Here is a 13,729-nt window from a genome sequence, read left to right as displayed (position 1 = left end):
CCCTTTTTTAAGGGCAAAATATGCTATAATAGGGGAATCCTACAGAAAAAATGCAGCCAGTAAACGGCTGCTTTCTTCATTATGTATGAACTTACATTTTTTAACGCAGTAAGGTGATGAGTGTGGCAAAGAAAAAAAGAAAATCGAGAAAAAAACAGGCAAAACAGCTCAACATAAAATACGAATTAAACGGATTGCTGTGCATTGCTATCTCAATTATCGCCATTTTGCAGCTTGGTGTAGTGGGACAAACCTTTATCTACTTGTTCCGTTTTTTCGCTGGTGAGTGGTTTATTTTATGCTTGTTAGGCTTATTTGTTTTAGGGGTTTCACTATTTTGGAAGAAAAAAACGCCAAGTCTTTTAACGAGACGAAAGGCGGGGCTGTACTGCATCATTGCAAGCATCTTGCTGCTTTCTCATGTGCAGCTGTTTAAAAATTTGACGAACAGAGGGTCTATTGAGTCTGCCAGCGTGATCCGCAATACATGGGAATTATTTTTAATGGACATGAATGGGAGTTCTGCTTCACCTGATTTAGGCGGGGGAATAATCGGGGCGCTTCTGTTTGCGGCTTCACACTTTTTGTTTGCATCTACTGGTTCTCAAATTATGGCGATTGTAATGATTTTGATCGGATTGATTCTGGTCACAGGGCGCTCTCTTCAAGAAACGCTGAAAAAGTGGATGAGCCCGATCGGCCGCTTTATCAAAGAACAATGGTTTGCTTTTATTGATGACATGAAATCAGTCAAAACAAATATGAAATCATCGCAAAAGGCGAAAGCCAATACTAGCAAAAAACAAAAGCCGGCTCGCAAAAAACAGCAAATGGAGCCAGAGCCCGCTGCTGAAGAAGAGGAGCAGGAAATGGTATCGCCTCTCATTCATTCAGAGCCGATTATCTCAAGCTTTTCAGACCGGAATGAATCGGAAGAGCCCCCGGCAGCTGCAGAAAAACAAATTGAACCGGTCACAGAACCTCTTCAGGAAAATCAGTCCGAGGCTGACCATAATGAAACGGCAGTTGCTCCGCCAATGACCTTTACAGAACTTGAAAATAAAGATTATCAGATGCCGTCATTAGATTTATTAGCCGATCCGATGCATACCGGCCAGCAGGCTGATAAAAAAAATATTTATGAAAATGCGAGAAAGCTCGAACGCACCTTCCAAAGCTTCGGCGTAAAGGCAAAAGTGACACAGGTTCATCTCGGGCCGGCTGTCACGAAATATGAAGTGTATCCGGATGTCGGAGTAAAGGTCAGTAAAATAGTCAACCTAAGTGACGATTTAGCGCTTGCATTAGCTGCAAAAGACATCAGGATTGAGGCGCCTATTCCAGGTAAATCTGCCATTGGGATAGAAGTTCCAAACGCGGAAGTGGCTATGGTATCGCTGAAGGAAGTGCTTGAGTCAAAACTTAATGATCGACCTGATGCAAAACTGTTAATCGGACTTGGCCGTAATATTTCAGGCGAAGCCGTGCTTGCTGAATTAAACAAAATGCCTCATTTGCTTGTTGCAGGCGCGACCGGGAGCGGAAAAAGTGTCTGTGTCAACGGCATTATTACAAGTATTTTGATGCGCGCTAAACCGCATGAAGTGAAAATGATGATGATTGACCCAAAAATGGTTGAGCTGAATGTGTACAATGGAATTCCGCATTTGCTTGCTCCGGTGGTAACTGATCCTAAAAAAGCTTCACAAGCTTTGAAAAAGGTTGTCAATGAAATGGAACGGCGGTACGAACTGTTTTCTCATACAGGAACTAGAAATATTGAAGGGTACAATGATTATATTAAACGCTCCAATAATGAGGGAGAGGCAAAACAGCCAGAGCTGCCGTATATCGTGGTTATTGTGGACGAGCTAGCTGATCTTATGATGGTAGCTTCATCTGATGTAGAAGACTCGATTACGAGATTGTCCCAAATGGCGCGGGCTGCCGGCATCCACCTTATTATTGCGACACAGCGCCCGTCAGTTGACGTCATTACAGGGGTCATCAAGGCAAATATTCCGTCACGAATCGCATTCAGTGTCTCTTCACAGACGGATTCAAGGACCATTCTGGATATGGGGGGCGCTGAGAAGCTTCTAGGACGCGGAGATATGCTGTTTTTACCTGTAGGGGCTAATAAGCCTGTCCGCGTACAAGGAGCATTTTTGTCAGACGAAGAAGTGGAGCAGGTCGTGGATCATGTCATTACGCAGCAAAAAGCTCAATATCAGGAAGAAATGATTCCTGAAGAAATAACGGAAACACATACTGAGGTTACCGATGACCTTTATGATGAAGCCGTCGAATTAATTGTCGGCATGCAGACTGCATCCGTATCGATGCTGCAAAGAAGGTTCAGAATCGGGTATACAAGAGCGGCACGTCTGATAGATGCAATGGAAGAACGCGGTGTAGTTGGCCCGTATGAAGGCAGCAAACCAAGGGAAGTCTTAATATCAAAAGAAAAACATGATGAGCTCTCTTCTTAAAGAAAGAGAGCTCGGCAACAATAATAACATTATGTAAACTGTACACCTTGCTGTTTATTTTTTCGACAAAACATGATATAGTTGTCCCAATTGTTCAATAATTTTTATCGAAGGTGGTTTACGGAGGGGAAACATGTCTACAAAAGCTGATAATCGGCACTTGTATTTAAAAGTAATTGAACGAATTAAAGAGGATATTAAAAATGGAATCTACACTGAGAAAGAAAAGCTCCCTTCTGAATTTGAGCTTTCCAAAAAGCTTGGCGTCAGCCGGGCGACTTTGCGTGAAGCACTACGGATATTGGAAGAAGAGCATGTGATTATCAGAAGGCATGGTGTAGGAACTTTTGTCCATTCTAAGCCGTTATTTCTTTCGGGCATTGAACAGCTGAACAGTGTAACCAAAATGATTGAACAGGCTAATATGATCCCAGGAACAATCTTTCTTTCATCTCAAGTGCTTATGCCGACTGATGATGATATCAAGAGATTTCATCTGACATCAGGCCAGGAAGTTTTTTATCTTGAACGTGTCAGAACGGCAAACGGACAGCCGATTGTGTATTGTATTGACAAAATTCCGATGGATATATTGCCGGATTCTTTTTCTCACCAGCAAGAGTCTATGTTTGACCTGCTTGAGAAAAATTCAGGCTCTGTCATCAGCTATGCCGTAACCGATATCGAGCCGATCGGCTATCATGATACGATTTCTCCAGTGCTGGAATGTGATCCGGAAACAGCTCTTTTACTGTTAAAACAAACGCATTATGATCAGCATGATAAACCGGTGCTTTATTCATTAAACTATTTCAGAGCAGACAAATTCAGATTCCATGTTTTGCGTAAACGATTCTAAAACAGACGCCAGTGATGTGTCTGTTTTTTTATTGCCTGGTTTATGTTTCTTTGTACATACTTTCAATGCGGTTAACGCAAGATATAAAGGATGACTAAGTGAATGGGTGAAAATGTTGAAAGAAAAAATAGGAATGAAAAATATTATTGCTCTGGCTTCCGTACCGCTTGTTATGACATTAGGGAACTCCATGCTGATTCCCGTGCTTCCGATGATGGAGAAAAAGCTGTCGGTCAATTCATTTCAAGTATCATTAATTATCACTGTATATTCAGTGGTAGCGATCATTTGCATTCCGATCGCGGGGTATCTGTCGGATAGATTTGGCAGAAAAAAAGTGCTGCTCCCATGCCTTCTTATTGCGGGAATAGGGGGAGCTGTGGCTGCTTTTGCTTCGACATATATAGACAATCCTTATGCTATGATCTTGGCTGGACGGGTTCTTCAAGGCATCGGATCAGCAGGGGCAGCTCCCATCGTCATGCCGTTTATCGGCGATCTGTTTAAGGGAGATGATGAAAAGGTCAGTGCCGGTCTTGGCGATATTGAAACCGCTAACACCTCGGGGAAAGTGCTGAGTCCCATACTGGGCGCTTTACTCGCATCCTGGTACTGGTTCGTCCCGTTTTGGTTTATTCCATTTTTCTGTTTGATCAGCTTTTTGCTTGTATTGTTTCTGGTGGAGAAGCCTGAAGAAGATGAGGATGCACCTACAATTTCAGAGTTCCTCAAGAATGTGCGGAAAATCTTTAAACAGGATGGACGCTGGCTCTACACAGTTTTTATTATTGGATGCGTCATTATGTTTTTATTATTTGGCGTATTATTTTACTTATCAGATACGCTAGAGAATAAATATACAATTGACGGAGTGGCCAAAGGCGGGCTGCTGGCGATACCTCTTTTATTCCTGTCCATTAGTTCTTTTATAGCGGGTAAAAAGATCGGCAAAGATAAGGCAAGAATGAAATTTTGCGTCGTTACAGGGATGATTATGTTAAGCCTGTCTTTTATCGGCTTGTGGTGGAACCACAGTTTTTATTTTTTATTTATCTTTTTAAGTTTTGGGGGAATTGGAATCGGAATGGCGCTACCTGCTTTAGATGCGCTGATAACGGAAGGGATTGAAAGTGAGGAATGCGGAACAATTTCTTCATTTTACAATAGTATGCGCTTTATTGGAGTAGCTCTCGGGCCGCCTGTGTTTGCGGCATTGATGTCTAATGCAAGCTGGCTTATCTTCATTCTTTCCGCGTTTTGCGGGATTATTTCTTTATTTCTGGTGCTCTTTAATATAGATGCTAAAAAAAGTGAAGAAGAAAAAAACTTAGGGACGGTTTGACAAACCGTCTTTTTTTGCTGAGAAAAATCGGCAGAAAACTTGTGTAAGATAAGTGATTGATTCGCATTTCGTAAAAGCATGAAGAGGACAAGGATCATAACAGCACAAACAGCGGAAGAACTATTAATACGCAAGAGGTTATTGTTTCCTTATAAATCCTACAGTTGCTATAATTACATGAAAGAGTGTTTCTGCGAATGCTGAAATTTGGTCATAATACATACTAATAAGAAATGAACGAAGGAGGTTTCACATGTCATATGTCAATGAAGTCAAAACAAAGCACGGCGGTTTAACCGCACATATTGTAGAAACAGAAAAATTTAAAACCGTCTCGCTTATCTTTAAAATGCTGGCACCCTTAACAAAGGAGCAAGTTACGAAAAGAGCGCTGTTCCCGCATGTGCTGCTTCGCGGAACAGAAAGCCGTCCGAAAACTGCAGAATTACGTTCTTATCTGGATGAACTGTACGGCACATCTGTTTCGGCCGATCTCTCAAAAAAAGGTGAACAGCATGTGATTACATTCAGACTTGAAATTCCGAATGAAAAATATTTAAAAGATCAGACGCCTCTCCTTGAAAAAGGGCTCCAGCTTCTCGCAGAAATCGTCTTTTCACCTGCTTTAGAAGCAGGCGTTTTTCAATCGCAATATGTGGATCAAGAAAAACGAACGCTGAAGCAGAGAATTCAAGCGGTTTATGATGATAAAATGCGTTACTCTAATCTAAGGCTTATACAGGAAATGTGTAAAAATGAACCTTATTCGCTGCACGTTAATGGTGAGATCGACGATGTTGATGCCATTACGGCCGATCAATTATATGAAACATACCGAAACGCGATCCAAAAAGACCAGCTTGATCTATATGTCGTCGGCGATGTTGACAGGAAACAAGTGCAAGCTGCTATTGATCAATATTTTCACACAGAGGAACGCGCTCTGGAAGCATTTGTGAACAACCATTCTGAACAATCTGAGCCTAAAGAAGTCATTGATGAAGTAGACGTCAAACAAGGCAAGCTGAATATTGGCTATCGGACCAATATTACCTTTACGGATCAGGATTATTCAGCTTTACAAGTTTTTAACGGAATGTTCGGCGGCTTTTCTCATTCCAAGCTTTTCATTAATGTTCGGGAAAAAGCCAGTCTCGCTTATTACGCAGCCTCCCGTATTGATAGCTTTAAAGGCTTATTAATGGTGATGTCAGGAATTGAAGTGAAAAACTACAAACAAGCCGTTTCTATTATTGCCGAGCAATTTCAGGCTATGAAAAACGGGGAGTTCAGTGAGCAAGACATCTCTCAGACGAAAGCCATGATTCGGAATCAGGTGCTGGAAACAATTGATACTGCGTACGGTTTATCTGAATTTTTATATCAGCAGGCCGCTGCCCAAGTCGATATTCCGATCGAAGATTTCCTTGCCAATATTGAGCGGGTGACAAAAGAGGATATCATTAAAGTCGGCGAAAAAATTCAGCTTGATACGACTTACTTCTTAAAAGGGACGGAGGGTGCATCTTGATAAAACCAATCGAATTTGAACAGCTTCAGGAGACGCTGTATCATGAAAAAATGTCAAACGGCCTAGACGTATACGTATTGCCGAAAAATGGCTTTAACAAGACGTATGCGGTATTCACAACAAAGTACGGGTCTATAGATAATCAGTTTGTCCCTCTTGGAAAAGACGAGATGGTTCATGTCCCCGACGGGATTGCCCATTTTCTTGAACATAAGCTGTTTGAAAAAGCTGATGGAGATGTTTTTCAAGATTTCAGTAAACAGGGCGCCTCTGCCAATGCGTTTACGTCATTTACAAGAACGGCTTATCTTTTCTCGAGTACGTCAAACGTGGAACGCAATTTGGAAACACTGATTGATTTTGTGCAGGACCCTTATTTTACAGAAAAAACAGTAGAAAAGGAAAAAGGGATTATCGGCCAGGAAATTAACATGTATGATGATAATCCTGACTGGAGGCTGTACTTCGGGGTAATTGAAAACATGTTCAAAGATCATCCTGTCAAAATTGATATAGCCGGCACGGTAGAAAGTATATCCCATATCACTAAGGACCTTCTTTATGAATGTTATGAGACGTTTTATCATCCGAGCAACATGCTCCTCTTTATAGTCGGCCCTGTTGATCCTGAAGCAATCATATCTCAGGTAAGAGAAAATCAGGGAAGAAAACCGTATACAGATCAGCCGGAAATTAAACGGGAAGAAGTAAAAGAGCAAGAAGCTGTTTTCCGAAAAGAAAAAGAAATTAAAATGAATGTTCAGGGACCGAAATGTCTCGTCGGACTGAAATCAAAGCATCCGTATAGATTAGGGAAAGAGCTGCTCAAGCGTGAACTAGCAATGAACCTATTGCTGGAATCTTTGTTCGGCAAAAGCTCTGCTCAATATGAATCCCTTTATGAAAAAGGGTATATTGATGAGACGTTCAGCTTTGATTTTACGGCTGAATATGGGTTCGGTTTTGCGGCTATTGGCGGGGACACGCCTGAACCGGATAAATTGGCTGAAGACATTAAAGGCAATCTGCTTCGTGCCGGTGAAATCATCACCGCTGAGAAGATTGAACTTGCCAGAAAGAAAAAAATCGGGTCATTTTTAAAGGCATTAAACTCACCTGAATACATCGCTAACCAATTCACTCGCTATGCATTTTTGGAGATGAGCCTGTTTGATATCGTAACTGTTCTTGAGCAGATCACCCTTGAGGATGTGCAGCAAATCATACAAGAGGAAATTGCTGACGACAGACTGACTGTCTGCAAAGTGGTTCCTAAATCTTAACATGCATCCCTCCAACGTGAGGGGTGTTTTTCTGCGGAAAGAAGGAAAGAGGATGAAAAAAACAGCATTAGTCACCGGGGCAAGCGGCGGTATTGGCAAAAGCATAAGTGAATCGCTTGCAGCAGAGGGGTATGATCTGCTTTTGCACTACAATCAGAATGAAGACGCGGCAGCAGAGCTTGCTGAAAAACTGAAACGGGCGTTTGGCATAGATGCTAATATTTTGCAAGGAGATCTCTCCACTCCGACTGGCGCTGATGAACTATCAAAATCAATTGTTCAGCCGGTTGATGCGATCGTTTTAAACAGCGGCAGAAGCCATTTCGGGCTGATTACTGATGTAGATAATGCTACGGTACAGGAAATGGTTCAGCTGCATGTGGCAAGTCCTTACATGCTGACGAGAAACCTTCTTCCAGGCATGATCCGAAACAAAACGGGAGCGATTGTGGCAGTCAGCTCTATTTGGGGAGAGACTGGCGCATCGTGTGAGGTGCTGTACAGCATGGCAAAGGGAGCACAGCACTCGTTTGTAAAAGGACTGGCTAAGGAGCTGGCTCCAAGCGGTATCAGGGTCAATGCAGTAGCACCTGGTGCTGTAGATACAAACATGATGAATCAATTCAGTCCGGATGAATTGGAAGAGATCGCTGATGAGATCCCGATCGGCCGGCTTGCACAGCCGAAAGAAATTGCCGAGGCAGTAGCATTTCTCATGTCTGAAAAAGCTTCCTATATTACTGGACAGATTCTGTCAGTTAACGGGGGCTGGCACTGCTGACGCAAATAAAATGTGTATAGTTTCTTTTAAGAAGGACAAAATAATTTTGTAACTTCACATGAAATGGAGGAAACTCACATGTCAGTATTAGAAAACTGGGATAGTTGGAAGAATTTCCTTGGTGATCGTTTGAACTATGCGCAAGATAAAGGCATGAGTCAGGACACCATCACTGACCTTGCTACAGAAATCGGCGGTTACCTGGCTAATGAAGTGGATTCTAAGAACGAGCAGGAAAAAGTGCTGGCAGATCTTTGGAGCGTAGCATCTAAAGAAGAACAGCATGCCATTGCCAATATGATGGTTAAGCTTGTTGAAAATAACAGCACTCATTAAGAAGAGAGGAGATTCTTCCTCTCTTTTTTATGTTTTACTGATCATAGCAACATTCTTCTTTCTAATTAGAGAAAAATGCTTTATGATAAAGGAAGGTAAAAATTTGCCACAATGAAGGGGGTATATCATTTGGCAAAGCTCGAATGGTATTTTGAATATGAAATTCAAGTGAACCGCCCCGGACTGCTCGGGGATATTTCATCTCTTCTCGGGATGCTTTCTATTAACATCGTAACGATAAACGGCGTCGATCTTTCCAGAAGGGGAATGCTGCTCAGGTGCCGCCATATAGATCAAATTAAACGATTAGAATCAATCTTAAAAACGATGGAAACAATTAAAGTAACGAAGCTGAGGGAACCAAGGCTTCGCGACCGTCTCGCCGTGCGACACGGCCGGTACATCCAGAGGGATGCCGATGATAAGAAAACATTCCGCTTTGAACGGGACGAGCTGGGGCTATTAGTCGATTTTATGGCCGAACTGTTCAAAAAAGAAGGCCATAAATTAATCGGGATCCGGGGAATGCCGCGCGTCGGGAAAACGGAGTCAATTGTAGCTTCCAGCGTATGCGCCAGCAAAAGGTGGCTGTTTGTGTCATCTACCTTGCTGAAACAAACAATCAGAAGCCAGCTGATTGCCGATGAATACAGCACTGAAAATGTTTTTATCATTGACGGGATTGTGTCGACAAGAAGAGGGTCTGAACGCCATCTGCAGCTGGTGAGGGAAATCATGAGGCTGCCTGCTACAAAAGTGGTGGAGCATCCGGACATATTCGTTCAAAATACAGAGTATACACTAGATGACTTTGATTATATTATTGAACTGAGAAATGATCCTGATGAGGTTATTACATATGAACATGCTGAAGAACCCCAAATGTTTGATCAACCCGGGTTTTCAAGCTTTGATTTTTAAAATTGGAAGGTGTTTGTTGTGACTGAACTAGGAATCCGGCTGAAAGAAGCCAGAGAGGAAAAAGCAATGTCATTGGATGATCTCCAAGCGGCAACTAAGATTCAAAAAAGGTATTTAACCGCCTTGGAGGAAGGAAATTATGACATTATTCCGGGTAAGTTTTATGTCCGGGCTTTCATCAAACAATATGCGGAAGCCGTCGGGCTTGATGCTGACCAATTGTTTGAAGAGTATAAAAAAGATATCCCGAATACGTATCATGACGATGTGTCTGAAAAAATCTCCGGTATGAATATGCAGAAGGAAATGCCAAAGCCTGCTTCTAAAGCGCTGGAATTGCTGCCTACAATACTTGTGATTCTCGGCGTGATTGTCGTAATTGCCATTGTTTACGCTATAATTCAGTTTGCGAATCATAAAAACGATGATAATAGCAACGCGGCATCAGAAAAATCAATCACGAAAAGTGAAAGCAAGTATGAAATCCCTAAGGATTCGACGCTGAAAGAGAATCAAACGAACAGCTCTGCAAAAGAGACAGACACAAAAAAAGAAACGAAAGACAAAGAAGATAGAAAAAAAGACAGTGACAGTAACAAACTAGAGTTGAAAGCAACTGGCACTGAAGGATCTGTAACAACGTATGAAGTGTCCGGCGCCGATAAAATCGAGCTTGAGCTGAAGGCTTCAGACAGCTCTTGGATTCGAGTGCGCGATGAAAACAGCAGCTCTCTCAAAGAGGGTACACTGAAAAAAGACGAAACGTATAAGAAAGACATAACTGACCAGAAACAAGTTGAAATCCGCACAGGATATGCACCTAACCTGAAAATAAAAATCAACGGTGAGGTTCTGTCGTATAAACTTGATCCTAAAGAAGTAATGGCACAAACAATAAAGATTGTAAATAAAAAGGAAGAAAAGTCATCTTAATCACCAGATGACTTTTCTTCACGTCCGAGTATGAAATTGGAGGGGCTTTATGTTTAACTTACCGAATAAAATCACACTAGCAAGAATTGCATTAATCCCGATCTTCATGATTATCATGCTGGCGCCGTTTGACTGGGGCAGGCTCGAATTTGGAGACGAATCCATTCCGGTCACACACTTAGCGGGCGCTATTTTGTTTATTATTGCATCGACGACAGATTGGATAGATGGTTATTATGCCCGCAAACTGAACCTTGTTACAAACTTTGGGAAATTTCTCGATCCGCTTGCGGACAAACTTCTCGTATCGGCAGCGTTAATTATCCTTGTGCAATTTGATCTTGCTCCCGCTTGGATGGTCATTGTGATTATCAGCCGGGAGTTTGCTGTAACAGGTTTAAGGCTTGTATTAGCCGGAACGGGAGAAGTAGTAGCTGCGAATATGCTTGGTAAAATTAAAACCTGGGCACAAATTATAGCAGTATCTGCATTGCTTCTTCACAATCTTCCGTTTGAGCTTGTGTCATTTCCGTTCGCTGACCTGGCGTTATGGGTAGCCGTATTCTTTACCGTTGTATCAGGGTGGGACTATTTCGCTAAAAACTGGGAAGCGCTAAAAACATCTAACTAAGAAAGAAGGACATACGTGATGGAATTTCCAAAAAAAGCAGAAATTATTGCAGTAGGTTCAGAGCTCTTGCTTGGTCAGATTGCCAATACAAATGCTCAATTTATCAGCAAACAGCTGGCAGAAATCGGAGTAAACGTATTCTACCATACAGCAGTCGGTGATAATCCGGAGCGGCTGAAGCAGGTCATCCGCATTGCTGAAGAGCGCTCTGATTTTATTATTTTTTCAGGAGGGCTCGGACCGACAAAAGATGATTTAACAAAAGAAACGATAGCTAATGTGCTGGGACGCCCGCTCGTTTTAAATGATGAGGCATTTCAATCCATTGAGGATTATTTCAAACGAACAAAACGCACGATGTCACCTAATAACCGAAAACAAGCGCTTGTAATCGAAGGATCTGACGTACTGGCAAATCACTTTGGAATGGCGCCGGGAATGCTTACAGAGCATGATTCACGCTTTTATATGCTTCTTCCCGGACCGCCGAGTGAATTGCGTCCGATGTTTGAAAATGAGGCTAAACCGCTTCTTCTTAAAAAGATGGGCTCGAATGAAAAAATTGTGTCAACGGTTCTTCGCTTCTTCGGTATCGGCGAATCTCAGCTAGAAGCTGATTTAGAAGATATCATTGATGCACAGACGAACCCGACGATTGCCCCGTTGGCAGCGGATGGAGAGGTGACGCTGCGCCTGACAGCGAAACATGCCGATGAAAAAGAAACAGAGCGTTTGTTAAAAGAAACAGAAGCCGTTATTTTAGAACGTGTCGGTGAATTTTTCTATGGCTACGACGATACATCGCTTGTGAAAGAGCTATCTAAAGCATGTAAGGAAAAAGGCATCACGCTTTCTGCCGCAGAAAGCTTTACCGGCGGGCTGTTTTCTGAATGGCTGACAGACCTTAGCGGCGCTTCAGCGTTGTTTTCCGGCGGCGTCGTTTGCTATTCAAACGAAGTGAAGCAAAATGTGCTCGGCGTCAAAAAGGAAACATTGGACCGTTTCGGCGCAGTCAGCGAGCAATGTGCATCTGAGCTCGCAAAGGGTGTTCAGCAGCTCACTGGAAGCGATATTGGCATTAGCTTTACCGGTGTTGCCGGCCCTGATACCCAAGAAGGCCATGCACCTGGACATGTGTTTATCGGTATTTCTGCAAATGGAAAAGAAGAGGTTCACGAATTTCACTTTGCGGGCTCCAGAACAGGAATTAGAAAACGTGCTGCTAAATATGGCTGCCATTTAATTTTAAAACTGTTAGAGCAAAAATAATGTTTTCAGCACACTATCCTCCTCAAAAAACATGATTTCTCCGGCTCATTATGATATTTTGGTAGAAATCAGGCCAAGAAAAAATCCGAATATGCGTTCGCTTTTTTCTTGGCAAATCCCTTCAAACAGGGTATAGTATATGTAGTGGTAACATAAAGGAGGAAAAAATAGAATGAGTGATCGTCAGGCAGCCTTAGATATGGCTCTTAAACAAATAGAAAAGCAGTTCGGCAAAGGTTCTATTATGAAACTGGGGGAAAAGACAGATACAAGAATTTCTACTGTTCCAAGCGGCTCCCTCGCTCTTGATACGGCACTGGGAATAGGCGGGTATCCCCGCGGACGGATTATTGAAGTATACGGTCCTGAAAGCTCAGGTAAAACAACTGTGGCGCTCCATGCCATTGCTGAGGTTCAGCAGCAGGGAGGACAAGCTGCGTTTATCGATGCGGAGCATGCGCTAGACCCGGTATACGCACAAAAACTCGGTGTCAATATCGAAGAGCTTTTACTGTCTCAGCCAGATACAGGCGAGCAGGCGCTTGAAATTGCAGAAGCATTGGTTCGAAGCGGTGCAGTTGACATCGTCGTTGTCGACTCTGTAGCGGCGCTCGTTCCGAAAGCGGAAATTGAAGGCGACATGGGAGATTCACATGTCGGTTTGCAGGCGCGTTTAATGTCTCAAGCGCTTCGTAAGCTTTCAGGGGCTATCAACAAATCGAAGACAATCGCGATTTTCATTAACCAAATTCGTGAAAAAGTCGGCGTTATGTTCGGAAACCCGGAAACGACTCCCGGCGGCCGTGCGCTGAAATTCTACTCTTCCGTTCGTCTTGAAGTACGCCGTGCTGAACAGCTGAAACAAGGCAACGACGTTATGGGGAATAAAACGAGAATCAAAGTCGTGAAAAACAAAGTAGCTCCTCCGTTCCGTACAGCTGAGGTTGATATTATGTATGGAGAAGGTATCTCAAAAGAAGGCGAAATCATTGATCTCGGAACTGAACTTGATATCGTGCAAAAAAGCGGTTCATGGTACTCTTATGAAGAAGAGCGTCTTGGCCAAGGCCGTGAAAATGCCAAGCAATTCTTAAAAGAAAATAAAGATATCATGCTGATGATTCAGGAGCAAATTCGTGAACATTACGGCTTAGATAATAACGGAGTAGTACAGCAGCAGGCGGAAGAGACACAGGAAGAACTCGAATTTGAAGAATAAAAATAAAATGAATTTGAAATAATAAAAAAGGCAGAGTGCAAACTCTGCCTTTTTTCTGCAAAATAATGATAAAAAAATTGCTTTTTTTAACAACTTTTATAGTGCTTCATACGTCTAACAAAACGTGTGCAT

The 13,729-nt window shown here is 42.5% G+C and carries 12 protein-coding genes; all 12 read left to right on the top strand.

Features of this window, described 5'->3' with window-relative positions:
- The first annotated feature begins 122 nt into the window (after positions 1-122).
- The 12 genes from V6D42_RS05905 to recA all read left to right on the top strand — a co-directional run bounded on the left by V6D42_RS05905 (position 123) and on the right by recA (position 13,597).
- Positions 123-2,492, top strand: a complete 2,370-nt coding sequence (locus V6D42_RS05905; protein ID WP_333512662.1) for an FtsK/SpoIIIE family DNA translocase — start codon at positions 123-125, stop codon at positions 2,490-2,492.
- 133 nt (positions 2,493-2,625) lie between these two features.
- A complete protein-coding gene (locus tag V6D42_RS05900; protein WP_010334301.1) occupies positions 2,626-3,351 on the top strand; it encodes a GntR family transcriptional regulator in 726 nt (241 codons plus the stop codon).
- 133 nt (positions 3,352-3,484) lie between these two features.
- Positions 3,485-4,693, top strand: a complete 1,209-nt coding sequence (locus V6D42_RS05895; protein WP_333513126.1) for an MFS transporter — start codon at positions 3,485-3,487, stop codon at positions 4,691-4,693.
- Positions 4,694-4,946: 253 nt separating this feature from the next.
- Positions 4,947-6,224, top strand: coding sequence for an EF-P 5-aminopentanol modification-associated protein YfmF (gene yfmF, locus V6D42_RS05890; RefSeq protein ID WP_333512661.1), 1,278 nt, complete (start codon positions 4,947-4,949; stop codon positions 6,222-6,224).
- A complete protein-coding gene (gene yfmH, locus V6D42_RS05885) occupies positions 6,221-7,507 on the top strand; it encodes an EF-P 5-aminopentanol modification-associated protein YfmH (RefSeq protein ID WP_333512660.1) in 1,287 nt (428 codons plus the stop codon). Before yfmF ends, yfmH begins: the two co-directional genes overlap by 4 nt.
- Before the next feature lie 52 nt (positions 7,508-7,559).
- Positions 7,560-8,288 (top strand): elongation factor P 5-aminopentanone reductase, encoded by a 729-nt coding sequence (gene ymfI / locus V6D42_RS05880; RefSeq protein WP_333512659.1) that lies wholly within the window; start codon positions 7,560-7,562, stop codon positions 8,286-8,288.
- 78 nt (positions 8,289-8,366) lie between these two features.
- On the top strand, positions 8,367-8,624 hold the full coding sequence (locus V6D42_RS05875) for a DUF3243 domain-containing protein (protein ID WP_029441274.1): 258 nt from the start codon (positions 8,367-8,369) through the stop codon (positions 8,622-8,624).
- Between the two features lie 129 nt (positions 8,625-8,753).
- Positions 8,754-9,545 (top strand): DUF3388 domain-containing protein, encoded by a 792-nt coding sequence (locus V6D42_RS05870; RefSeq protein ID WP_333512658.1) that lies wholly within the window; start codon positions 8,754-8,756, stop codon positions 9,543-9,545.
- Between the two features lie 18 nt (positions 9,546-9,563).
- Positions 9,564-10,478 (top strand): cell shape determination protein RodZ, encoded by a 915-nt coding sequence (gene rodZ, locus V6D42_RS05865; RefSeq protein WP_442893194.1) that lies wholly within the window; start codon positions 9,564-9,566, stop codon positions 10,476-10,478.
- 49 nt (positions 10,479-10,527) lie between these two features.
- Positions 10,528-11,109 carry a CDP-diacylglycerol--glycerol-3-phosphate 3-phosphatidyltransferase gene (pgsA, locus tag V6D42_RS05860; RefSeq protein ID WP_010334305.1) on the top strand — a complete coding sequence of 194 codons (582 nt, stop codon included), beginning with the start codon at positions 10,528-10,530 and terminating at the stop codon, positions 11,107-11,109.
- An 18-nt stretch (positions 11,110-11,127) separates the two neighbouring features.
- The gene (locus V6D42_RS05855) at positions 11,128-12,378 is read left to right on the top strand and encodes a competence/damage-inducible protein A (protein ID WP_029441276.1); all 1,251 of its coding nucleotides are present in this window, start codon (positions 11,128-11,130) and stop codon (positions 12,376-12,378) included.
- A 172-nt stretch (positions 12,379-12,550) separates the two neighbouring features.
- Complete coding sequence (gene recA, locus V6D42_RS05850) at positions 12,551-13,597, top strand: recombinase RecA (protein ID WP_010334307.1); 1,047 nt, start codon at positions 12,551-12,553, stop codon at positions 13,595-13,597.
- The last annotated feature ends 132 nt before the right edge of the window (positions 13,598-13,729 follow it).

Origin of the sequence: Bacillus sp. 0909A, assembly GCF_036765115.1 — a bacterium.
In the GTDB taxonomy this organism is placed as follows: domain Bacteria; phylum Bacillota; class Bacilli; order Bacillales; family Bacillaceae; genus Bacillus; species Bacillus mojavensis.
Note: the sequence above shows the minus strand (reverse complement) of the source record. Positions and strands in the feature narration are given on the sequence as shown.